Origin of the sequence: Desulfurivibrio alkaliphilus AHT 2 (assembly GCF_000092205.1) — a bacterium.
GTDB classification, from domain to species: Bacteria; Desulfobacterota; Desulfobulbia; order Desulfobulbales; family Desulfurivibrionaceae; genus Desulfurivibrio; species Desulfurivibrio alkaliphilus.
Genome location: NC_014216.1, coordinates 2,978,247 through 3,000,389 on the forward strand (window position 1 = coordinate 2,978,247; position 22,143 = coordinate 3,000,389).

Below are 22,143 nucleotides of genomic sequence, written 5' to 3' on the forward strand. Positions count from 1 at the left end.
GGTTCAAGCCTTACACAATCAGGGGGTTAGTGTTGCGTCCGGCAACAGGACGTGGACAAAGGGGTCGCTTAAGGCCATGGCCTGCTCGTCGGGGGGCAGGAAGGAGTGGTATTGGCTCTGCACAAAAAACTTTCGGCCAGCCGGGGTGTCGCCGAAGGCCAGCAGTGACCGGCGTAAATCTTCAACCTCTGCCGCCGCCATGGTTGGCGGGGCCATGACCAGGAAAGAGTGGGGGGTGGGTGGCGGCGCCCGAAAAAGTTCGTGGAGTTGCCGGCGCTGTTCTTCGTTAACATAAGCCCACTGGTCCCAGAGCAGGGTCGGGGTAGCGCCGGCTTCCACCTCGCCGTGCAGCAGGGCGCTGACCACGTTGGAAAAGGTAGCGGTTTCAATCACTTCCACGTCAACACCCAGGGTCAGTCCCTCTTCGGCCAGGGCCTGCTTGGCCAGCATACAGGTCACGGAACGCCAGTTACCCACCGCCATTTTGCCGCCGCGCAACTCTTTAAGAGTTTTAATTCCCGCAGCGCGGGGCACCAGAATGACGGTGGCCGTCTGCTGGCCGGACATCACCACCAGTTGCCAGCCGTCGCGCTGCTGGGCCAGGCGGCCCATGTGGGGCGCGGTAATTACCAGGTCGTAATCGCCATGGGCGGTGCGTTCCACAAAACTCATAAAGTCTGGGGCGGAGAGCATCTCGATTTCCCGGGCCAGGGTCTTTTCCAGGTAGCGCTGCAAAGGCGTGAGCTGGGAGACCATCTGGCTGGGTGAGATATAGGGAAAAACCCCCAGGCGTACCGGTTCCGCCAGGGCCGCCGAAGCAGCGGCCAGGCAAGAGATCATGATGAAAAAAATAATTTTTAGCATCTGTGGCAAAAGCAGATCCTTCGGGTGGTTGCTGAGTAAAAGCTGTGGCTGCTACTGTGGTGGTGTTTGGCAGGCTAGCAATAAAATTTTACCGATAGCGCTTTTAAAGTGCAATGTAAAGTCATCTCGCCCAGTGTTTTTTTGCGACTAACCAGGAACCTTTGTGGTTGCCCCGTCGGGCTTGGCCTGGACCCTGCCGGTGGTGATGACGTCTTCTCCGGAGATTTCGCGCCGACTCTCCAGCGCCCGCTCGATTTGCCGCTGATCCCGAGCCCGCAGGGTGCCGCCCACCCAGCGATCCATCACCGTGGCCGCCACCAGATCACCGGTAACATTAACCGCCGTCCGGCTCATGTCCAGAATGCGATCCACCCCGATGATCAGGGCAATGCCGGCGGAGGGGATGCCGATGGAAGTGAGCAGCATGGCCAGGATGACAATCCCGATTCCCGGGGTGCCGGGTGAGCCCACCGAGGCCCCCACCGCCAGTACCACGATCAGCAGCAGGCTGGTAAGGCCCACCTCGACGGCGAAAACCTGGGCTAAAAAGAGGGTGGCCACCACCTGGTACAGGGCGGTCCCGGCCATATTAACGGTGGTGCCCAGGGGAATAACAAATTGCGCGATGGAGGAGCGCACCCCCAGTTTGTCTTCGGCGGTTTTCAGGGTCAGCGGCATCACCGCCGCCGAGCTGGAGGTGGAAAAGGCCAGCAGTTGCGCATCCCGTACGGCTCGGAGAAAAAACAGCGGCGACTGCCTTCTGACCAGACGCAAAATCAGCAGGTACATGCACATCACCACCAGCAGCCCCGACAGCACCGTGGCCACGTAGAGTCCCATTCCCAGCAGGGCGTCCAGGCCCAGTCGGGTGGTAATCTGGGTAATCAGGCCAAATACTGCCAGGGGGGCCAGAAACATTGCCCAGCGCACCACCACCATGGTGACCTCCTGGATGGAGCCCAGCAATTCCAGCAGCGGCTTGGCCTGCTTGGGCTGCATACTGACCAGGGCCACACCGCCGATAATCGCCAGCAGCACCACCTGGGCCATGTCCCTCTCCAGGCCGGCCTGCAGGGGATTGGTGGGCAGAAAATCGGCGATGCGGCCGGGCAGGGTTTCCAGGGTGATGCCCTCCGGGGCGGTGGGTAGAGCCGTGGCGGCACTGCCCAGGGCGGCCTGTACCATGGCGCTGTCGAGATAGATCCCCGGCTTGATCAGCAGGGCGGCGGCGATTCCGATGAGGATGGCCATGACGGTGGTGGCCAGAAAGAACAGCCCCACCCGCACCCCCAGTTTGCGCAGGTGAGTCATGTCTTCGCTGGCCGCCATGCCGCGAATGATCGAGGCGATCACCAGGGGGATGACAATCATCTGGATCAGGGCTAGAAAGACGTGGCCGGGCAGGGCCAGCCAGTTGGTGATGACCCTGGCGGTGGCGGGGGGAACGTTGCCGCCGGGACCCAGCAGGATGCCGGCGGCAAGACCGGCGAACATGGCCAGCAGCACCTGCAGCCAGAGGCGCCGCCGGATGAAGCCGTGCAGCCGGACGGCCTGGTATTTCAGGTTCCGTGGCTGCAGTACGGTTAGGGGATCGTTGATCACAGACATCTTAAACACCAAGTTTAGCGGCTGGCGAAGTGATTATCAACTTGAAAAAATCGCGGCCGTGCGTGCCCCTGGCAGAACTTGCCGCAAGATGCGGTGCCATATGATTGCCCGACTTTGTCGGGCTTGCGGATCATGGTGTTAATTTGGTATGCTTTGTTTGTTTCAGTCATGGATTAACAACAAGGAGAGAGCGTGAATAGCGTGAATAAGGAAGGAGAGCTTAACCTGAAGTCGGCCGGTAGAGGCAGCTTGGCTTTTTTACAGGGTTTTTTGCGACACCCGGAACAGGTGGCGTCGATAATTCCCAGTTCCCGGTTTCTGGAGCGGCGGCTGGTCGACTGTGCCTGTATCCGCCATGCCTCCCTGGTGGTTGAACTGGGACCCGGCACCGGCGGCACGACCCAGGCCATGCTTAAAGCCATGCGGCCGGATGCCAAGTTGCTGAGCATCGAAATCACCCCGGAATTTGTGGAGTTGCTGCGCCGGCATCCCGACCCCCGCCTTAACGTGCAGCTGGGCAGCGCCGAGCATGTCCGGGAGATTCTCCATCAACAGCAATTGCCCCCCCCCGATGTGGTGGTGTCCGGTATTCCCTTCTCCACCATGCCGCTGACCATGGGGCGCCGGATCATTGGGGCGGTCTGGGATTCATTGCCCCCCGGCGGGCTCTTTGTCGCCTATCAGGTGCGGGATCGGGTGGCCCTGCTGAGCCGCAAACTGCTGGGCCAGCCGGAAGTGGAACTGGAACTGTTCAATGTGCCGCCCATGCGCTTTTTTCGTTGGCGCAAGCCGGAGGCCTGAAACCAGCAGGAGAGGTAATCAACAGACATGCTTGCCATGTTGCGGCTCTGGCACCGGCGTTATTTCAGCGACCCCCAGGCGGTGATCCTGACCTTCCTGCTGCTGATCGGCACCCTGGTGCTGCTCTTTTTCGGCCGGATGCTGGCCCCACTGCTCACCGCCATCATCATTGCCTATCTGCTGGAAGGTCCCATTGCCTGGATGGAGGACAAGGGGGTGCGGCGGATCGTTGGGGTCAGTTTTGTGCTGCTGCTGTTCGTCGTGCTGGCCCTGGTGGGCTCTTTTGCCATTTTTCCCCTGCTCTGGGCCCAGATTGCCGATCTGTTCAAAGAGTTGCCGCATTACATCGCCCGGGGGCAGCAGGTGCTGCTGGCCCTGCCCGAGCGCTATCCGGCGATCAGCGAAGATCAGGTCCGGGAAATAGTCAACACCGTCCGTACCCAGGTGGGCACCCTTGGCCAGCGGATGCTGGCCATTTCCCTGGCCTCGGTGGCCAACCTGATCACCCTGCTGGTCTACCTGGTCCTGGTGCCTTTTCTGGTCTTTTTTCTGCTCAAAGACAAAAAAATCATCCTGGAATGGGTCAGCCTGCGGCTGCCCCGGGAACGCAGCGCCGCCCAGTACCTGTGGCATGACCTGGATGTGCAGATGGGCAACTACGTACGGGGCAAGTTCTGGGAGATCCTGATCGTCGGGGTGGTGACCTATCTCTGCTTTGCCCTGCTGGGGGTCGATTACGCCCTGCTGCTGGCCACCCTGACCGGCTTGTCGGTGCTGATCCCCTACGTCGGGGCGGTGGTGGTCACCATTCCGGTGGCCCTGATCGGTTATTTCCAGTGGGGTATGGGCAGTGAACTGTTCTGGCTGCTGGTAATTTACGGGGTCATCCAAGGCCTGGACGGCAATGTGCTCAACCCGCTACTTTTTGCCAAGGTGGTCAACCTCCACCCGGTGGCGATCATCGCCGCCATCCTGGTTTTCGGCGGCCTCTGGGGGTTCTGGGGCATCTTCTTTGCCATCCCCCTGGCCACCCTGGTCAACGCGGTCATTATCTGCTGGCCCCGCACCCCCGACCCTGTGTAAACGAACAGCAGCACCGCATCTTTGGGCGATCAGCCAAGCTTGCGTACCCGGGGTACGCGGCGCTTGACTGCTTGCCCAAATATACGGCACTGCTGCTCGTTTACACTGACGCTATTTTTCAGGGTATACGGGAAGGCATAAAGAGCGGTGAACTTGCTGCAGACGGGGGGAAGGTAAACTTGCAGCAGTGCCGCAGGTTCGGGCAAGCAGCCCGGCGCCGCGTACCCCAGGTACGCAAGCCGGGCTGATCGCCCGAAGATGCGGTGCTGCTGCAAGTTTACCCAAACATGAGGCCTATTTCGGGCCAGTGCGCTGGTGGTACTTCCAGGGCCAGTTTCAAGGCCCCTTTGGCCCCGATTCGTTCCGGGTCATCTACGCAGGTGATTCGCACATCGCCGTAATCGTGCAGGGCGTTTGCCAGCATCCGATCCAGGCCGCGGATGCGGGAGCCGCAACCGGCCAGGTAGATGTTTTTCAAGGTCTCTTCCTGATCTTCGGGGTCGAAAGAGGCGATTAAAGTTTCCACCTGCTCCACGATATTGGGCACCATGCTCTCGCAGACCGTGCGGATCTCTTCGGTGATGTCGAAACGCGCTGGTTTGCCTTCCACCCGCAGGGTAACCTCCACCGGCCGTTCCGGTTCCCCGACAAAGGCGTGTTCCTCTTTGATCCGGCAGGCCAAAGAGCGGGTGATCTGGGCCCCGGGGTGGCGCCGCAAAATGGCGGCCTCCAGCCGTTCATCCAGGTAATCGCCCCCCTTGAAGGTGGTAACCTGATCTTCGGGGGCCGGTACCGAGCCTTTCATGCCGCAGACATCCACCGTGCCGGCCCCGATATCGACGATGATGCAGCGGTTGAGCTTGCCCAGCGCGTAGGCGACCATGAAGGGTTCGGAAACCACCAGGGCGGTATCCATCACCTCGCGGGCCACCTTGAGCAGCACCTCCTTGTTCATCAGCGAGGCCCGGGCCGGAACCCCGATGATCCCGCTGACCCGTTCCCCGTTGCTGTTTTCTTTGATCTTGTCCACCAGGTGGTGGATCAGTTCCCGGGCCGCCTGGTAGTCCCGTTCGCTGGCATCGCGGATTACCCCTTCCGCCAGAGGGTGGCAAAGATCGAGGAAGTTGCGTTTTTCCAGGGCCTCGTTGCCGAACAGCGGCCCGTCGCCCACGGCCTGGCGGCTGATGATGTCTTTGGGGTAACCAACCACCGAGCGGATTTCCAACTCCTGCCCGTCGGCTCCGACCACCACCGTGCGGCAGGTTCCCAGATCAATTCCCACCAGGGTATGGTCGCTCATCGCTTGCGGGGTGGCCGAGCGGCCGGAGCTAGTCTCCTCCGCCGGCGCGGTTTCGTATTCGCTGTGCTCCTGCTCCTGCATGGTGGTTTCTTCCTGTTCCAGTATCGTCATCGTCCGAGTCCTCAGGGTTGTTTGGCGCCGGTCAGGTTGCGGACGACCCTTCCCGGCAGATAATGGCTGCCTTCCACATATATGACGCACTCGTCAAACGAGCGTTTTTCTTCGGCCAGCGCTTCTTCCAGTTGCTGCCTGGCGGTTGCCAGGGCGGCGATTTCCTGTTGCCGCTGCTGCAGCTCGGCCGCTTTTTCGGCCAGGCTTTTTTCAAGGGCGGGGATCCGGCTCAGCTCCATGGCGCTGTCGTGCATTTTTTGTTCAACGGCCCGGATCTGTTCGCTGATTTCCCGGTACTGCCGGTGGGCATTCTGCAGCTCTTCGGCCAGGGAGGCGATCTGCCGGCTGGCGGCGCTCAACTGTTCCTGGCGCAGATCAAGATCTTTTTTACCGGCAAAGACCTCTTCTTCCAGCAGGCGGTTTTTTTCCATCATCTCTTTAAGCGACCGGCGGGCCCCTTCTTCCGCTTCCTGGGCCTGCTCTTCCAGCCGGCGCAAGCGGCGCTGCCAGTAAAGCCAGGAAATCCCGGTTGCCGCTACAGCGCCCAGGATCAAGAGGGAAATCGCCAAGTATGGTTCCATGCTCTGCCTGCTCCGGTTAAAGTGGTTTTGTAACCGTTCACCAGGGGTGCTAACCTGCCGGTTTAACGGGCCGTAATCGTTCAGCTGCCGGCTTCCGGGAGCCGGTTGGCCAGGCCGAATTCCTGCCAGTCGGCCGGCGGCAGTTCGGCGGCCAGTTGCAGGGCCCCCTCGGCCCCGCCGTACTCGGGTTCATCGACGCAACTGACCCGCACGGGGCCATATTCGTGCATCCCTTCAGCAATCATGCCGGCCAGTCGGCGGATACGCGACCCTCCCCCGGTGAGGTAGATGTGTTGCAAAGCCGTTTCCTGGTCTTCGGGATCGAAGCTTGGCAGTAAAGAGGCCAGTTGCTCGACGACCTCGGGAACGATGGAGCCGCAAACCGCGCCCAGCTCATCGGTAAGGTCGTAAAGCCCGGGTTTGCCTTTGGCCCGCAGGGTTAGCTGCACCTGTTCGGGGGCGGCACCGACATAACCGTATTGCTCCTTGATCTGCCGGGCCTGCGTTAGCGAAATATGAAGCCCCTGGTGATGCTGGTTGACCAGGGCCTGCAGTTGCTGGTCCAGGTAATCGCCGCCCCGGGGCAGTACCGCCTGATCCTGGGGCAAAGGGGCGCTGCCCTTGATGGCGCAGACCGTAACCCCGCCGGCCCCGATGTCGACCAGCAGGCAGTTGGCCAGGCGGTTTAAATGGTAGGCCACCAGGTATGGTTCGGGCAGGATCAGGGCGTTGCGGCAAAACTGGGCGGCCATTTGCTGCAGGGTTTGCCGGGCGGCCGGGGAGGTCCGCGCCGGCACGGCGATGACGGCGCTGATGTCGCCGCTCTCGCCCTGGCGAGCCTCGCTGATGATTTGTTGCAGCAGTTCGGAACCGGCGTTGTAGTTGCTTTTGCCGCTATCGGCAGCCAACCCGTCACGCAGGGGGTGGTAGAGTACCAGGGCGGATTTGTGGGCCAGGGCCTGGTCGCCGAAGACCTGGGTTTTGCCCAGCAGGCGGATGGCAATGATGTCGCGGGGGTAGCCCACCACCGAAGGGGTCAGCTGTCGATAACCACGACTGGAAACCACCGCCGTGCGCGCGGTCCCCAGCTTTATTCCCAGCAGGAGGGGAGAGTTGTCGTGGTCTGGTTGGTTTGTCACCCGTGGCTGCTCCCGGTTGCCCCTTTATGCACCCGGTTGGCCACGGGGTGCATCCGGAGGGTCTGGTTGCAAGGATCGATTCTTTTTTCAGCAGACGGTCAAGAACCTGGAAAAGTGATCCTAGTTACAAGTTGTTTTGATGTCAATATCAAAAAGAAATGCCGTCGCGGCAACGGTTCGGTTATAGTGGGCGGCCAATGTTAACTTTTGTAAACGAACAGCCGCGCCGTAAGCGTTCAGCCGGGGCATTAACCTACCGACTACAACGGGCCGTAAGCGAACAGCCGGGCCGCATCTTCGAGTGATCATGAGCAACGATTCCTTTCTCTATCAGCAAAACGGCGGTTATTTTGCCCAGGTGGCGGCCAACCTGGAAGAGGAGGCCGCCGCCGAGCTGGCCGCCCTTGGGGCCACGCGCCTCAATCCCATTCCGCGTGGGGTTTATTTTACCGCCGAGCCGCCGGTGCTTTATCGGATTGTTTACCAGACCCGGCTCTGCAGTCGGGTGCTGGCCCCGCTGCTGCACTTTAACTGCCACAGTACCAAATACCTCTATAAAACCGCCCTGGCCCTGCCCTGGGAAAAACTGCTGGGGGTGGCGCAAAGTTTCATGATCAACGCCCGGGTCAGCGACAGCCGGGTGGGCCATTCCCGCTATGCGGCCCTGTGTCTTAAAGACGCCATTGTCGATCGTTTTCAGCAGCAGTTTGGCGGCCGTCCCGATGTTGACCGGCAGCAGCCGGATCTGGTTTTCGATCTGCATATCCGGCGCAATCGGGCGGTGATCAGCCTGGATCTGGCCGGCGAGTCGCTGCATCGCCGGGGTTATCGCCGGGAAAGCGGAGAGGCCCCGATCCAGGAGACCCTGGCGGCGGCCCTGGTTGATTTTTCCGGCTGGGACGGCACCAGGCCGCTGGTTGATCCCTTTTGCGGTTCGGGTACGATTTTGGCCGAAGCTTTGTTGCGGCGGGCGGCAATTCCCCCCGGTCGGCTGCGCCGGCGCTTTGGTCCGGCCAACCTGCCGGATTTTTCCCCCGCCCTCTGGCAACGGGTGCAAAAAGAGGCCGACGGCAAGATGCAGAGCTTGCCGGCCGGGTTGCTGGCCGGCAGCGACCAGTCAAAAAGCGCCATCCGAATGGCCCGCCGCAACCTGGCCCTGCTGCCCCAGGGAGACCGGGTAGAGCTGCGGGTGAGCCCCTTTCAGGCGCTGCCCCCCATCAACAACGCGGTCATCGTAACCAACCCGCCTTACGGGATCCGGCTGGGTGATCAACAAGAGGCGGCGGCCCTGATCCGGGAACTGGGCTCCTTCCTTAAACATCACTGTACCGGCTCCACCGCCTGTATCTATTTCGGTGACCCCCAGCTGCTCAAGGCCATCGGCCTTAAGCCCAGTCGCAGAAAAAAACTCAACAACGGCGGCCTGGAGGGGGTGGCGGCCTGCTACGAGCTCTACTGACCTGCCAGGCAACGTCAAAGTCGCCTGGGGGCTGGACGGGGGCCGCGAAACCCGGTAGCGACGGGTTCGCCCGCCGCTGAGCGCATGGACGCGCAGGAGGCGGCGGGCGCCTCGGAGGCGGGCAGGATGCCCGCCGAGAATGAGTCGCTACCGGGTTTCGCGGCCCCCACCCCGGTGCAACAACCAATGATTTAGATGTTGCCATGTTCCACCGCTCCCTTTTTTGCCGAGTGGGGTTAATTGTGCTATAAAAAGGCGATGTTTATTCTTCTGGAACCGCAGAAGCGCAAAATCCCCTGCGCGCCTGAGCTTTCTCTGCTGGCGGCCCTGCAGCGGCGGCCCAACCTGGCCCCGCCTTCCCTGTGCGGTGGTGAAGGGAGCTGCGGCAAATGCAAGATCAAAATTCTGGCCGGTGGGGTCAGTGAACCCAGCCAGGCCGAACAGCAGCTGCTTACCCCCACCGAACTGGTCGATGGCGTGCGCCTGGCCTGCCAGACCTTTCCCCGGGAGACGGTCACCATCAGCCTGGTGGAGGGTAATGCCTTAAGCGCCGAGTACAAAACCCGGCTGGCCCTGGCTCTGGACAACGCGGTTGTGGAACCGGTCAGTACCAAAAAATATCTTCAGCTTACCCCCCCCGCCATCGACGATCAAGTTGCTGATCTGGAACGCATTTACCACGCCCTCAAGGAGCAGGGGCTGGCGGTGGATGATACCGCGCCGGGGCTGCTGCCGGCACTGCCCCGGCTGGTCCGATCCGCCGACTGGCAGCTCACCGCCACCCTGCGCGACCGTTGCCTGGTCGACCTGGAGGCGGGGGACAGCAGCGGCAAGCACTACGGGGTGGCCTTCGATCTGGGCACCACCACCATGGCCGCCTACCTGGTCGACCTGGCCACCGGCCGGCTGCTGGCCCAGACCGCCCGGACCAACCCCCAGGTAACCTTCGGCGAAGACCTGATGACCCGCCTCGACCGGGCCCATCAGGGCGATCTGGCCACCCTGCAGCAGACGGCGGTGGCCGGGCTCAATGAGCTGCTGGCCCGGCTGCTGGCCGACAGCGGCGTTCAGGCCCGCCATGTGCAGGAGGCAACGGTGGTGGGCAATACCTGCATGCAGAGCTTATTGTTGGGCATTGACCCTTATTATGCCGGGGTGGCGCCCTTTGTTCCGGCCCTGCAGGTGGTGCCGGAGCTGCCTGCCGCCTGGCTGGGGTTGCAGATCGCCGCAGAAGGCCGCCTTCATCTGCCGCCGCTGATCGCCGGCTTTGTCGGGTCCGACGCGGTGGCCGACCTGCTGACCCTGGACTTTGACCAGCCGCAGCCGCCGCACTTGCTGCTGGATCTGGGTACCAACGCCGAGATGGCGCTGAGCGTGGAGGGCCGGGTACTGGCCTGCTCGGCCGCCGCCGGGCCGGCCTTTGAAGGGGCTCGGATCAGTTGCGGTATGCGGGCCGCGCCTGGCGCCATTGACCGGGCCGTTTGGGACCATGACCGCCTGCGCTGTCATACCATCGACGACCAGCCCGCACGGGGGATTGCCGGTTCCGGCCTGATTTCCGTGGCCGCCGTTTTGCAGCGGGCGGGCCTGCTCAACCGCCGGGGCGGCCTGCGCCGCCGGGAACTGCCGGAAGGTCTGCAATCGCCCGATGGCCAGGGAATTTTGCTGGCGGCGGCGGAACAGACCGCCAATGGCGAGCCGCTGGTGCTGACCTGGAAGGATCTGGGCGAGGAACTGGTGATCGCCCGGGCGGCGATCCGCAGCGGGATTGAAATTTTGCTGGCCGAGGCGAGGCTGCCCTGGCAGGAGTTGGCCCGGATCAGTATTGCCGGCGCCTTCGGCAGCTTCCTCGATATCGATGATGCCCTGGCCATCGGTCTGTTACCCCCGCTGCCGGCCGAGCAGATCGGCGGGGTGGGGAACGCCGCCGGCCTGGGGGCGGTGAAAATCCTGCTGGCCGCCGGGCAACGGCGCCGGGCCCGGCGGCTGGCCCGGCAGACCAGCCATGTCGAGCTTTCCGGTTACCCCGGTTTTAACCGGGTCTTTGCCCGCCATATGACCCTGGCAAACAAAACCCGACCATAACCGCTTACATCCGACCCGCTGATAAAAAGGAGGTGCAATGCAGGAAAACGCTTTGAAAGCGGCCCGGGAAACCAGCTACTCCCAACTGGATGCCGCCGGTATCGTCGCCGTCCATGAAACCTCGCTGGAAATCCTGGCCAAGGTCGGCATCCGGGTGGAGTCGCCGGAGGCCGTGGAGGTTTTCCGGCGGGCCGGGGCCGCCAACGACGGCAATATCATCTTCCTTACCGCCTCGCTGCTGAACCGGACCCTGACCAGCGCCCCCTCCGTGGTTACCCTGGCCGGGCATGACGGCCACCCCGACCTGGAGGTGGGCGGGACCCGTTCCTTTGCCGGCACCGGCGGGGCCGCCCTGCAGGTGCTGGACCTGGAGAGCGATGCCGTGCGGCCCGCCACCCTGCGCGACATTTACCAAATTGCCCGGCTGGTTGATCAACTGGAGCATATCGACTTTTTCGTCCGCCCGGTGATCCCCCGCGACATCCCCGAAGAGGGGCAGGATCTCAACCAGTACTACGCCGCCCTGGCCGGCACCCGCAAGCATGTAATGGCGGCGGTTTCCAGGGTGGAGTCGGCCCGCCGGGCCATCCGGCTGGCGGCTTTGCTTTGCGGCGGCCGGGACCGGTTAAGGGAAAAACCGGTGATCTCCTTTATCACTTCCTGCTGCGTCAGCCCCCTGACCCTGGACCGGCACTCCACCGAAATCATGGCCGAACTGGTGCGCCAGGAGATGCCGGTGGTAATCGGTTCGGCCCCCATGGCCGGTTCCACCGCCCCGGTTACCCTGGCCGGCACCCTGGCCCAGATGAACGCCGAACTGCTGGCCGGGATAGCCTTGAGCCAGTTGATCAACCCCGGCGCCCCGGTGATTTACGGGGCGGTGCCGGCCATTGCCGATATGCACAGCGGCGGTTTTTCCGGCGGGGCGGTGGAGTTCGGCATGCTCAACGGCGCGGCGGCCCAGATGGCCCAGTTTTACGACCTGCCGGTCTACACCTCGGCCGGGGTCACCGACAGCCGCACCCCGGATATCCAGGCGGGCTACGAAAAGGCCTTTTCCCTGCTGCAACTGGTCCACTCCGGCGCCAACCTGATCCACCATGCCGCCGGTATGCTGGACTCCCTGAAGAGCGTGGCCTACGAGCAGTACGTCATCGACAACGATATCATCGGCATGGCCCGCCGGGCCGATCGCGGGATCAAGGTCGACCGGGAGCGGCTGGCCCTGGAGGTGATCCGCGATATCGGCCACCACGGCTCCTTTCTCACCCACAAGCACACCCGGCGCTATCTCCGCAAGGAGCGAATCTTTCTGCGCCTGGGAGACCGCGACAACCCCAAGGGGGAAAAGGGGGAGTGGCTCGATGCCCGGCAGCGGGCCCGCCGGCAGGCCCAAGAGTTGCTGGCCGCCGAACCGGTTGTCCATATTCCCCCCGAGATTGACCGGCAGCTCCGGCAGGAGTTTGAGATTTTACTTTAAAACAAGGAGTTGAGCCATGCAGGTAGCGATTTGCCAGACCAGCCCCCAGCTCTTTGCGGTGGAGCAGAACCTGGAACAGGTTATCGAGCGGATTGAGCACCACCGGGCCCAAGGGGCGGGCTTGATCATCTTTCCCGAACTGGCCCTGACCGGCTACTTTGTCGGCGCCCGCTATCATGAGATGGCCCTGCGGCTGGATTCGCCCCAGATCGCGCGGCTGGCCGCCGCCACCAAGGGCACGGCGGCGGTGGTGGGGTTCATCGAGGAGTCACGCTCGATGAACTTTTACAATGCCGCCCTGGTGGCGGTGGATGGTGAGATCCTGTTTTGTTACCGCAAGATCAACCTGCCCAACTACGGGGTGTTTGAGGAAAAGAAGTTCTTTTCCGGCGGCAAGCGGGTGCCGGTTTTCCGGCTGGGAGAGTTCAATGTCGCGGTGTTTATCTGCAACGACCTCTGGCACCCCTCCCTGCCTTACCTGGGGATCTCGCAAAAAGCCGATATTTTTGTCACCATTTTTAACTCGTCCCAGGGTTCCATGGGCAGTGAGTTTTGCAATATCGAGTCCTGGCAGATCATCAATAAATTCTATGCCAGAATCTTCGGGATTTACAATCTGTGCGCCAACCGGGTCGGCGAGGAGGGGCCGGAGAAGCGCCGGGAGGTTGACTACAGTGATGGAGCGACCCCGGATGCGCCCGGTAGCTTCAGCTTCTGGGGTGGCAGCGAGATCATCAACCCCTTCGGCCAGGAAGTGGTCCGGGCCCGGCTGCATGAAGTAGACGAGATCGGGGCGGTGATCGACCGGGAGATGCTGCGCCAGAAGCGAATCGTGCTGCCTTACCTGCGCAACGATGACCCCCATTTTACCCAGCGGGAACTGGAAAGGATTCTCCAGGGCGACAAGCAGTACGTAACCCGCCGGGAGTTGAGAAAGGTGGTGCGCGGCGAGAAGTATTAAGGCTGTCGGCTAAGGCTTTGTGGTTCTGCCTGCAGCAGTTGCCGCTGGTCATCGCCGGTCGTTTCCAGCACCTGGATTTTTTCCGGGTTCATCCCCAGGGCCGCCAGGTCATGTCGCAAACGCGCCACCTGCCCGTGCAGCCGGCGGCGGGCTTGCCGGTGCGCTTCCTCTTCTTCCGGCCCCAGTAACACTAGAACGGTGTCGGCGCCGGCCTCCAGGGTGTGCAGTAGCTGGCGGTCGTCAAGCTGGCCGGGGTGTGGCAGGCAGATACGGGCGCAGTTGTCGGCGGCGGGAGCAGTGGCAGCCTGCAGGCAGGCAAGGGCGCCGGTGGCGCGGCTGCAGACGTAGGCCACGGTTTTGGGGCCGCTGCCGGTCAGTTGCGCCAGCAGTTGCGGCAGTTCGGCGGCCAGTTGCTCGGGGGTGCCGCCGGCCATCTTGATGGCACCGGTGGGGCAGGCACCGTGGCAGATGCCGCAGGCCAGGCAGCGCTCCCGGTTGATGAGCGCCACCTGCTCGATCCGGGGCGCCTGGTAGGGGCAGAGGCGGACACAGTTGAGGCACTTGACGCAGCGGTCGGCGGTAACCCGGGCGCCGTTGCCGCATTCCAGGCAGCGCCGGGCCTCGCTCACCGCCTGCTCTTCGCTGATGGTGGCCACGTAAGGGGCAAAGTCCTGTTTGCGCCGAGCTGCTTGGCGGGTGGCCAGGTTCACCCGGGGAAAACGGGCAACCTGCTCGGCGGTGGCCGGCGCCAGCCGCTCAAGGGCCGGGGGCGGTTCGGGGGGCGGGCAGATGGCCTCTCCGCGCAGATACTGATCCACCGCCTCGGCGGTGCGCTTGCCATGGGCGCAGGCCTCCACCACCGAACCCGGCGGGGAGATCGCCTCTCCGGCGGCAAAGATCCAGGGCACACTGGTCTGCCGGCTTGCCGGGTCGCAGGGCAGGCGGCCCCGCTGGTCCAGCTTCAGGCCGCTGCCTTTGATAAAATCCTGCTCCAGGGCCTGGCCGATGGCGAAGATCACCGTATCGCAAGTGGTGGTCTGCTGGTCGCTGTCATCAAATTCCGGTGCGAACTGCCCCTGGTCGTTGAATACCCGGCGAACCCGGCGATGGCGCAGGCCGCTGATCCGGCCCGCGGCCGTCTCAATGGCCAGGGGGCCCCGGCGGGTGAGCAGTTCGATCCCTTCCTCGCGGGCTTCGTCGATCTCCTCCGGCAGGGCCGGCATCTCCGTTTCACTTTCCAGGCAGAGCAGTTTTACCCGCAATCCCCCGCCAAGGCGCAGGGCGGTGCGAGCGGTGTCGCAGGCCACATTGCCGCCGCCGATGACCAAAATTTCCCGGCCAATGGCCAATTGTCGCCCGGCGGTCACGGCACGTAAGAAGTCCAGGGCGCCGTACACCCCGGGCTGGTCGACGCCGGGCAGGGGCAGCAGCCGGCTGGTGCTCAGGCCCACGGCAATGATCACCGCGGCAAAACCCTGCCGGTGCAACTCCTTGATGCTGCGGTCGGTGCCGATTTGCACCCCGGTTTGCAATTCGACGCCGTGTCCGAGGATCCAGTCGATATCTCGTTGTAAAACCTCCTTGGGCAGCCGGTAGTCGGGGATGGCCACCGCCGGGATGCCCCCGGCCTTTGGTTCTTTTTCAAACACGGTGGGGCGGTAGCCCCGGCGGGCCAGTTCCAGGGCCGCGCTCAGCCCCGCCGGGCCGCCGCCGATCACCGCCACCCGCTGCCTTTCCCCCATGCCGGGGGTTACCGGCAGGTTGGCTTGCTCTGGATGTTCAGCTACAAACCGCTTGATCTCCCGGATGGCCACCGCCCCGTCAACTTCCCGCCGCCGGCAGTTGGCCTCGCAGGGATGGTGGCAGATCCGCCCGCAGACGGCGGCATAGGGCAGCCGCCGGCGAATCACCGCCAGCGCCTCGGCATATTTCCCTTGCCCGGCGAGGTTTACATAGCTGCGGACATCGGCATGCACCGGGCAGGCCCGCCGGCACGGCGGCCAGGGTTCCGACTCGGTGGGTACATTATGTTGCGGGTAAGTCATGGGTAAAATTCCGGAAATGCAAATTGGCCGGCGACAAGCCTGAAGTTTGCCGCCGTCGGTGTTAAGATGGTATTCGGTGGGGTTTGTTTTAGCCGGCTGTTATGGCGTTGCGGTGGGCACCTTAGCACAATTACCCCTTTACTTCCAGGCCCGGCCCGGTGAAAAATGGCCCGACCATGTTTTGTCGCGGTTCTTCCGGGGTTGAAGAAAAATCTTATGATGGAAAGTTGCCGGTTATGCTGATCATCAAATGCGCAGCCTGCAGAAAGAAGTTGTGGCGCTATCGGAAACTGGGCCAGGGCGAGCTGTTGCGTTGCCACCGCGACAGGATCGACAAAATCTGGTGCAAGGAAGAGAGCGACGGTAAGGTCTGGTGCAGATGTGGCAGCGCCGTGGGCATCGACAAAGGCACATTCATAAAAATGAACAAAAACGCCTTCACTTATTCGGGCACCAAGATTAACACCTGACGGTTTCAGTGAGGTGCTGTGGAGTGGTTCGGTTTGCTTTGCAAGCATCACGGGCAGTCATCATGTCTTCACCAAGCAAGACTCCAATTTGCGCATCAGAGAATAGAAGAAACTAGACTATCTTCCCCGGCCGCCTGCGAGCCCCGGTTTTATAAAATGCAAAAAGCTGCGTGGGGTTTTCGTGTCCACCATTGACGCCGACCTCACTCTGAGCTGAAACAATCAACGCAGGCTTCGGTTGTGCAGAATTTCATGCAAAATCCAAGGTGAGGCCAGACAGGCACAACCGTGGCTGCTCTCTTTGATAAGTGAACAGAAGGCGACAAACTCCCGCATAAGGTTGGTCATCACCCTTTTTTTGTAATGGATGATCCGTAAGGTGCGCCACATGTCCACCCCTTTGACGCTCAGGCTGGCCAGCCATCCCTCCTCAACCTCCCGGCAGACGGTGAGGCTGGAAAGACAAGCCACCCCAACCCCCGCCTCCACCGCTTTCTTGATCGCCTCGGTATGGCCCAGCTCCATGGCCACTCGCAGGCCCGGCAGGTGGCAGCCCAGCTTTTTCTTGAACACCTGAGCCGTACCCGAACCCTTCTCCCTCATTATCCATTCGCAGTACTCAAGATCGTCGGGAATGACAAAGTCGCTTTTGGCCGCAAAGGGGTGCTCCGGTCCGGCGACCACCAACAGCTCATCCTCAAACCAGGGGGTAACCATAACCTGCTCGTTGCTGACTTCTCCCTCTACAAAACCCAGATCGGCTTCCCCTTCGGCAATCAAAGTCTCTGCATGCCTGGTATTACAGACCAGCATCTCCAGTGAAGCGGCCGGGTGCTGCTTTTTGAAAACCCCGATAAAATAAGGAAGTACATAGTTGCCAATGGTCGAACTGGCCACGATCTTGAGCACCCCGGCCACCTCGCCACTCTTTTCGCCCAGCAAGGTTTCAATATTTCCCACTTGCCCCAGGACATCCTTGGCTAACGGCAGCAGATAGCGACCCCGGTCATTTATGATCAGGCTGCGACCCTGACGATCGAAAAGCGGGCCATCCAACTGGCTTTCCAACTCGCTTAAGGCCATACTGACAGCCGACTGCGTCAGGTGAAGCTTGGAGCTGGCCCGGGTGACCTGACAGGTTTCAGCCACCGCAACAAAGATCTCTAGCTGCCGTAAAGTGATAGCCATTCCGCCTCCCAGGGTCTATGCCCTTTCAGTCATACATATAAATACGATTGATGGTAAGGATTAACATAATGCGTTTTTGTTTATCAATACCATTGACTAAGGTAGCCACCAGAAGCCTGTCGCATGGCATCAAGTTTACGGGCGACCGGTTCGGCTTGGATACTCCTCCCCCCCCTCATTCCCACAAGCCGGGCCGGTAGTCCGTAATTTTCACCAACTCGCTTACAACCCAAAGAACAAAGCCACAATGCATCAGCCACCGGCAAAAGCCAACACAAGGAGGATGAGATGAGATTCAAAAACCAGAACATGAAACGGTCCCGGCTTTTATCGGCAATCTGCCTGACAATTACATTGCTACTTGCGGCCATCCCCCTGTATGCGGCAGAGTTTCCCGGGCGATCCCAATATCCGGCCGCCCAGGTTATCAGCAGCGATGATCTCCACCGGCTGTTCAAAGCCGACAAGGCGGTGCTGGTGGATGTCCGCTCAGTCATCGAATACAGTGTAATCCATCCGGTCGGAGCGGTGCATATCAATTTATCCAGCCTCAGCTTCGAGCGGGAGACCCAGGAACTGGCCGCCAAACATCCGGGCAAGCAACTAGCTTTTTATTGCAACGGCGTGACCTGCATGCGATCGTACGAGGCCAGCATCCGAGCCAGTGAGTCCGGGGTCGCCAACACCCTGGCCTATGATGCCGGCATTCCCGACTGGGCAGTCAAATTCCCCGCCGACACCCTGCTGCTAGGCCAGCCCATCACCGATCCAGGCAAACAATTGATTTCCGACGAGGCATTCGCTGCCCGCAACATCTCCTTTACAGAATTCAGGCTGGCCGCCGCTGTCGCCAACAGCATGGTCATTGATGTCCGCGATCATGTGCAACGCGACCGAAACCTGCCGGACCTGAGCGGAGTTCGACATATTCCCCTGGATAATTTCATTCCCAATTTCATTGAACGTAAAGCAAACCAGGACAAAAAGCTGCTGATTTTCGATCAGGTCGGCCGCCAGACCCTCTGGCTCCAGTACTACCTGGAGGCGAACGGTTACCGTGATTACGCCTTCTTGCAAGGCGGCGCGGTGGCGGTGTTGGGAACCCAGGAATATCAAAGATAAAAAAGAGGTGGTTTGCCATGGCTGCTAACAAGAAACGAGGAGCGGTTTTTAAGTTCATTACCATCATGTCCGGCTTGCTTGTATTGCTCACCGCCGGACTAGGAAGTGCCATGCTCCTGGCAGCCGACCGGTTGCAACGTGAGCAGACGTTGCACTTCATGACAACCATGCAAGAAGAGCGACAGCAACAAGAGGCGCTGTTACTGAGCGGGCTGGCTGAAAAGGGACGCTCCCTGGCCGATATTCTGGCCCAATCGGCCTCCGGATTGATTGCCGGCTACGATTTTACGGCTGTAGAAGGACTTGCCAACAGCGCCGCTACCGACTCGGAAGTGGCGGCGGTGACTTTTTTCGATACCGGCGGCAGGGTGCTGGCGACTGCCGGGGCTCCACATGCCGGCCAAGAACTGGTTTTCCACACTAAGATCACCTTCGGTAGCGATGTCGTCGGCAACATGGCTCTGGAGCTTGACGATGGTGTTATCCGGCGGAATCTTGCAGAGCAAGAGCAGCGAATCGCCACCGGCGAGATGGTTGCGCTTGCTGCCGCGCAAGACCAGATCCGCACTCTGGCATTTAGAATCATCAGCGCCGCATTGTTGGTCGTACTGGCTATGTGCGCAACCGTTTACTACGCGACCAGCAGATTGCTTGTTGGTCCCATAACCGGCGTACTGGGAAGCGTTGACGAGAGCGCCGGCCAGGTCTCATCTGCGGCTATGGAGCTTTCCGTAACCAGCAGTGAAGTGGCCGACGGTGCTTCCCGCCAGGCTTCTTCCGTCGAGGAAACCTTGGCAACCTTGGCCGAGGTCGCCGGCATGACCAGCCGGAACGCTGACAACTCCAAACAGTGTGACGACCTGATGCGTGATGTCAATCAGGTTGTACAGGAAGCCCATCATTCCATGAGGGCCCAGACCGAAGCCATGAACGAAATCAGCCGGGCCAGCGACGAAACTTCCAAAATAATCAAAACAATCGACGAAATCGCCTTCCAGACCAATCTGCTGGCCCTGAACGCCGCGGTAGAAGCGGCCCGTGCCGGCGAAGCCGGGGCAGGGTTTGCGGTTGTGGCCGACGAGGTGCGCAACCTGGCCATGCGGGCGGGGGCCGCCGCCGGAGATACCGCCTCCCTTATTGAGAGCACCGTCCAGAAGGTTCACAGCGGCAAAGGGCTACTGAACGTCACCAATCAAAAATTTGCAGTGGTGGCGGAAACCGCCGCCAAGGTGGGCACCCTGGTGGCAGCTATCGCCAGCGCCTCCCGGGAGCAAAGCGATGGGATCACCATGGTCAACCAGGCGATCGGCGAAATCGGCGAAGTCACCCAGCGCAACGCCGCCAGTTCGGAAGAGTCGGCAGCGGCTTCGGAAGAACTTCATGCCCAGGCATCACAACTCAATGAAATGGTCCAAAAATTGCGAATCGTTCTGGCTGGAAGCAAAAGGGTTCCCATCAACACCGCCACCATGCTTGAGGTTTCAAAATGGAAAACCTGAAGATCAATAGCGTCTCCCGCCCTGCTCCCGGGTCAACAAACGGGAACGACAAGTTTCTCACCTTCAGCCTCGGTCGGGGGGAATGAGGAACTCAGCGCCATGACCAGCCATAACTCGGAAAACTCGCTGCGGGCCGATGAACTGATGCGCGACGCTTCGGCCGCCATCAAGCTGGCCAGCGCTCTTGCCGCCTGGGAGCGAACCTTTGATGCCATTGGCAATATCGTTACCATCATGGACGGCAATTTCAAAATTATCCGGGCCAACAAAGCCGCCCACTGCACCCTGGGGGCTGAGCCCGGCAGCCTTATCGGTCAGTACTGCTACCAGGCCTTCGCCGATCTACCGACCCCCTGTGAAGGCTGCCCAGGGACCAACACCCTCGAGTATGGCCGGGTGAGCTCAGCGGAGATCCACCATGGCAAACTGGGTAAAACCTTCCTGATCACCACCTCGCCGCTGGCCGACGAAAAGGGGGAATTTACCCGGATTGCCCATATCGCCAAGGATATCACCGAAAAGCTGACTATGGAGCGTCGGTTGCTTCAAGCCCAGAAGATGGCGGCCATCGGCAATCTGGCCGGCGGCATTGCCCATGACTTCAACAATATTTTGACGGCCATCGGCGGTTATGTTCAACTGATCCTGCTGAAGTCAGGCAATGACCAGCGGATCTCTCAGGATGCCGACCAAGTCAGGGCCGCCATCAAGCGGGCCACCGACCTGGTCAGCCAGCTTCTCACCTTCAGCCGTCAAACCGAACACCCTAAAAAGTCGATCCAGGTTGCCCCGGTTGTTCAAGAGGCCCTGAAGCTGTTGCGCGCCTCCATTCCCGCCTCCATTGAATTGCGACAATCCCTGGACAGCGCCGCCATCATCTTGGGGGACCCCACCCAGCTCCATCAGGTCGTCATGAATCTGGCCACCAACGCCAGCCACTCCATGCTGGAGGGCGGTGGGACCTTGGGGGTCTCCCTGCGGGAGATCGCGATCGAGGAGTACGAACGGCGGCCGCAACTGACCATGCTGCCCACGGGCCGCTATCTGTGCCTGGAGGTCAGCGACACCGGTTGCGGCATGACCCAGGAGATAGTGGGCAAAATATTCGAACCCTATTTTACCACCAAGGAGATCGACCAAGGGACCGGTCTGGGTCTGTCCGTGGCCCACGGCATCGTCAGTAGCCACGGCGGAACCATTAATGTTTACAGTGAACCGGGCCAAGGAACCACCTTCCAGGTCTATCTGCCCATTGTCGATCGGGAACCGGATCCGGTTGCCGAGCCGGCGGTGGGGGCAGCGATGTGGGGCGGCAGCGAACAGATTTTGTTGGTCGATGACGAGGAGAGTATCGCCGAGCTGGGCCGGGAGGTTCTTACCTTTTACGGCTATCGGGTAACCGTTCGTTGCAACGGGGTCCAGGGGCTCGAGAGTTTTCGCAAGGACCCGGATCGCTACGACTTGGTGATCACCGATTTGACCATGCCCGCCATGAATGGTTTGCGGCTGGCGGCTGCGGTCAAGGCTTTGCGTCCGCGCACCCCCGTTATTCTCTGCAGCGGCCACAGTGAAATAACCAGCAAGGCCAGGGCGGAGGCCCAGGGTATCGACCTCTATCTGCAGAAGCCGCTGGATATGACCGAGCTGGTCCAGGCCGTCAGGGGGGTGCTGGACCGCACGGTCTGAGAGCGGCATAGCCGTTCTCCTGGTCATCGACCAAACAGCCGAAATCGACAGAAATCGACAGTTGCAGACTTGACATACCGAGCTTGAGCAGGTAGCACATTTGTGCCGCCTTTTGGTGCTGGTGTGGTACCGGTATGTCGAGGTGCGGTTAATTATCCCATGGAGGAATCGGTTATGGGTAAAAGTTTTTTCGCTATCGCCTGTGCTGTTTTGCTTATTGCCAGCCAACCAGTTTGGGCTGATGAAAATCCCATTTTGGTCAAGCAGGGGGAGATGTTTGCCGAGGCCCGTGAGGTGATCAAGCAGATTACGGTTCACGATGTGCGCCGGATGATTGATGAAGGAGAAGCGTTCACTCTGGTTGATGTCCGGGATCCGGAAGAGCTGGCCGCCGGGGTTATTGCCTATGATGGCCTGGTGACCATTTCGCGGGGCAAACTGGAGTTGCTGGCCCCCGACAAGCTTGATATGAATGAGCGGATCGTGGTTGTTTGTCAAACCGGCATCAGGGGGATTCTGGCTGCTCACACTTTGGTCAAGCTGGGCTATACCAACGTCAGCAACATCCAGTGCGGGATTGAGGGTTGGGCCTTTTCCGACTATCCCATTCGCAATTCTTTGGGCACCTTCGTGATGAAGTAATGCCGATAAGTGGCCGCCC

The 22,143-nt window shown here is 61.0% G+C and carries 18 protein-coding genes; 11 read left to right on the forward strand and 7 right to left on the reverse strand.

The features are described 5' to 3' along the window. Positions 1-18: 18 nt before the first annotated feature. Together DAAHT2_RS13000 and DAAHT2_RS13005 are read right to left on the reverse strand one after the other, a co-directional pair. A complete protein-coding gene (locus DAAHT2_RS13000) occupies positions 19-864 on the reverse strand; it encodes a phosphate/phosphite/phosphonate ABC transporter substrate-binding protein (RefSeq protein WP_013164739.1) in 846 nt (281 codons plus the stop codon). Positions 865-1,011: 147 nt separating this feature from the next. Continuing rightward, a complete protein-coding gene (locus tag DAAHT2_RS13005; RefSeq protein WP_013164740.1) occupies positions 1,012-2,472 on the reverse strand; it encodes a dicarboxylate/amino acid:cation symporter in 1,461 nt (486 codons plus the stop codon). Between the two features lie 192 nt (positions 2,473-2,664). On the opposite strand from DAAHT2_RS13005, the gene DAAHT2_RS13010 reads away from it, so the two are divergent. Together DAAHT2_RS13010 and DAAHT2_RS13015 are read left to right on the forward strand one after the other, a co-directional pair. Further along, the gene (locus DAAHT2_RS13010) at positions 2,665-3,273 is read left to right on the forward strand and encodes a class I SAM-dependent methyltransferase (RefSeq protein WP_013164741.1); all 609 of its coding nucleotides are present in this window, start codon (positions 2,665-2,667) and stop codon (positions 3,271-3,273) included. A gap of 27 nt (positions 3,274-3,300) precedes the next feature. Next, the gene (locus tag DAAHT2_RS13015; RefSeq protein WP_013164742.1) at positions 3,301-4,356 is read left to right on the forward strand and encodes an AI-2E family transporter; all 1,056 of its coding nucleotides are present in this window, start codon (positions 3,301-3,303) and stop codon (positions 4,354-4,356) included. A 277-nt stretch (positions 4,357-4,633) separates the two neighbouring features. Here DAAHT2_RS13015 and mamK read toward each other — a convergent pair whose 3' ends face one another. The 3 genes from mamK to DAAHT2_RS13035 form a co-directional block, all read right to left on the reverse strand. Beyond that, positions 4,634-5,767: a MamK family actin-like protein gene (gene mamK / locus DAAHT2_RS13025; RefSeq protein WP_013164743.1), complete on the reverse strand. Its 1,134-nt coding sequence runs from the start codon at positions 5,765-5,767 to the stop codon at positions 4,634-4,636. Between the two features lie 11 nt (positions 5,768-5,778). Continuing rightward, on the reverse strand, positions 5,779-6,348 hold the full coding sequence (locus DAAHT2_RS13030) for a coiled-coil domain-containing protein (protein WP_013164744.1): 570 nt from the start codon (positions 6,346-6,348) through the stop codon (positions 5,779-5,781). Positions 6,349-6,428: 80 nt separating this feature from the next. Continuing rightward, positions 6,429-7,487 (reverse strand): rod shape-determining protein, encoded by a 1,059-nt coding sequence (locus tag DAAHT2_RS13035; protein ID WP_013164745.1) that lies wholly within the window; start codon positions 7,485-7,487, stop codon positions 6,429-6,431. 307 nt (positions 7,488-7,794) lie between these two features. Here DAAHT2_RS13035 and DAAHT2_RS13040 point away from each other — a divergent pair, with 307 nt between their 5' ends. From DAAHT2_RS13040 to DAAHT2_RS13055, 4 genes are all read left to right on the forward strand, one after another. Next, positions 7,795-8,946, forward strand: a complete 1,152-nt coding sequence (locus tag DAAHT2_RS13040) for a THUMP domain-containing class I SAM-dependent RNA methyltransferase (protein WP_013164746.1) — start codon at positions 7,795-7,797, stop codon at positions 8,944-8,946. Between the two features lie 258 nt (positions 8,947-9,204). Next, positions 9,205-11,031, forward strand: coding sequence for an ASKHA domain-containing protein (locus tag DAAHT2_RS13045; protein WP_049824426.1), 1,827 nt, complete (start codon positions 9,205-9,207; stop codon positions 11,029-11,031). A 37-nt stretch (positions 11,032-11,068) separates the two neighbouring features. Continuing rightward, a complete protein-coding gene (locus DAAHT2_RS13050; RefSeq protein ID WP_013164748.1) occupies positions 11,069-12,511 on the forward strand; it encodes a trimethylamine methyltransferase family protein in 1,443 nt (480 codons plus the stop codon). Between the two features lie 16 nt (positions 12,512-12,527). Then, a complete protein-coding gene (locus tag DAAHT2_RS13055) occupies positions 12,528-13,472 on the forward strand; it encodes a nitrilase-related carbon-nitrogen hydrolase (RefSeq protein ID WP_013164749.1) in 945 nt (314 codons plus the stop codon). Here DAAHT2_RS13055 and DAAHT2_RS13060 read toward each other — a convergent pair. Further along, positions 13,469-15,517 (reverse strand): FAD-dependent oxidoreductase, encoded by a 2,049-nt coding sequence (locus DAAHT2_RS13060; protein WP_013164750.1) that lies wholly within the window; start codon positions 15,515-15,517, stop codon positions 13,469-13,471. The genes DAAHT2_RS13055 and DAAHT2_RS13060 overlap by 4 nt on opposite strands. A gap of 236 nt (positions 15,518-15,753) precedes the next feature. Between DAAHT2_RS13060 and DAAHT2_RS15390 the strand changes: the two genes are divergently transcribed. Then, positions 15,754-15,987 carry a hypothetical protein gene (locus tag DAAHT2_RS15390; protein WP_013164751.1) on the forward strand — a complete coding sequence of 78 codons (234 nt, stop codon included), beginning with the start codon at positions 15,754-15,756 and terminating at the stop codon, positions 15,985-15,987. Positions 15,988-16,209: 222 nt separating this feature from the next. Here the strand turns inward: DAAHT2_RS15390 and DAAHT2_RS13070 are convergent, their stop codons facing one another. Then, entirely contained in the window at positions 16,210-17,175 is a 966-nt protein-coding gene (locus DAAHT2_RS13070; protein ID WP_013164752.1) for a LysR substrate-binding domain-containing protein, read from the reverse strand. A gap of 288 nt (positions 17,176-17,463) precedes the next feature. Here DAAHT2_RS13070 and DAAHT2_RS13075 point away from each other — a divergent pair, with 288 nt between their 5' ends. From DAAHT2_RS13075 to DAAHT2_RS13090, 4 genes are all read left to right on the forward strand, one after another. Beyond that, a complete protein-coding gene (locus DAAHT2_RS13075; protein WP_013164753.1) occupies positions 17,464-18,297 on the forward strand; it encodes a rhodanese-like domain-containing protein in 834 nt (277 codons plus the stop codon). A 17-nt stretch (positions 18,298-18,314) separates the two neighbouring features. Next, positions 18,315-19,796, forward strand: coding sequence for a methyl-accepting chemotaxis protein (locus tag DAAHT2_RS14120; protein WP_013164754.1), 1,482 nt, complete (start codon positions 18,315-18,317; stop codon positions 19,794-19,796). Between the two features lie 99 nt (positions 19,797-19,895). After that, complete coding sequence (locus tag DAAHT2_RS13085) at positions 19,896-21,482, forward strand: hybrid sensor histidine kinase/response regulator (RefSeq protein ID WP_013164756.1); 1,587 nt, start codon at positions 19,896-19,898, stop codon at positions 21,480-21,482. Positions 21,483-21,755: 273 nt separating this feature from the next. Next, positions 21,756-22,124: a rhodanese-like domain-containing protein gene (locus DAAHT2_RS13090; RefSeq protein ID WP_157861486.1), complete on the forward strand. Its 369-nt coding sequence runs from the start codon at positions 21,756-21,758 to the stop codon at positions 22,122-22,124. The last annotated feature ends 19 nt before the right edge of the window (positions 22,125-22,143 follow it).

Excerpts from the sequence above, each read along its gene's own strand:
- DAAHT2_RS13075 (WP_013164753.1), top strand. The coding sequence starts at position 17,464 with ATGAGATTCAAAAACCAGAACATGAAACGGTCCCGGCTTTTATCGGCA.
- DAAHT2_RS13000 (WP_013164739.1), bottom strand. The coding sequence starts at position 864 with ATGCTAAAAATTATTTTTTTCATCATGATCTCTTGCCTGGCCGCTGCT.
- DAAHT2_RS15390 (WP_013164751.1), top strand. The coding sequence starts at position 15,754 with ATGCTGATCATCAAATGCGCAGCCTGCAGAAAGAAGTTGTGGCGCTAT.
- DAAHT2_RS13030 (WP_013164744.1), bottom strand. The coding sequence starts at position 6,348 with ATGGAACCATACTTGGCGATTTCCCTCTTGATCCTGGGCGCTGTAGCG.
- DAAHT2_RS13055 (WP_013164749.1), top strand. The coding sequence starts at position 12,528 with ATGCAGGTAGCGATTTGCCAGACCAGCCCCCAGCTCTTTGCGGTGGAG.
- DAAHT2_RS13070 (WP_013164752.1), bottom strand. The coding sequence starts at position 17,175 with ATGGCTATCACTTTACGGCAGCTAGAGATCTTTGTTGCGGTGGCTGAA.
- DAAHT2_RS13040 (WP_013164746.1), top strand. The coding sequence starts at position 7,795 with ATGAGCAACGATTCCTTTCTCTATCAGCAAAACGGCGGTTATTTTGCC.
- DAAHT2_RS13005 (WP_013164740.1), bottom strand. The coding sequence starts at position 2,472 with ATGTCTGTGATCAACGATCCCCTAACCGTACTGCAGCCACGGAACCTG.
- DAAHT2_RS13015 (WP_013164742.1), top strand. The coding sequence starts at position 3,301 with ATGCTTGCCATGTTGCGGCTCTGGCACCGGCGTTATTTCAGCGACCCC.
- DAAHT2_RS14120 (WP_013164754.1), top strand. The coding sequence starts at position 18,315 with ATGGCTGCTAACAAGAAACGAGGAGCGGTTTTTAAGTTCATTACCATC.
- DAAHT2_RS13060 (WP_013164750.1), bottom strand. The coding sequence starts at position 15,517 with ATGACTTACCCGCAACATAATGTACCCACCGAGTCGGAACCCTGGCCG.
- DAAHT2_RS13085 (WP_013164756.1), top strand. The coding sequence starts at position 19,896 with ATGACCAGCCATAACTCGGAAAACTCGCTGCGGGCCGATGAACTGATG.
- mamK (WP_013164743.1), bottom strand. The coding sequence starts at position 5,767 with ATGACGATACTGGAACAGGAAGAAACCACCATGCAGGAGCAGGAGCAC.
- DAAHT2_RS13045 (WP_049824426.1), top strand. The coding sequence starts at position 9,205 with ATGTTTATTCTTCTGGAACCGCAGAAGCGCAAAATCCCCTGCGCGCCT.
- DAAHT2_RS13050 (WP_013164748.1), top strand. The coding sequence starts at position 11,069 with ATGCAGGAAAACGCTTTGAAAGCGGCCCGGGAAACCAGCTACTCCCAA.
- DAAHT2_RS13090 (WP_157861486.1), top strand. The coding sequence starts at position 21,756 with ATGTTTGCCGAGGCCCGTGAGGTGATCAAGCAGATTACGGTTCACGAT.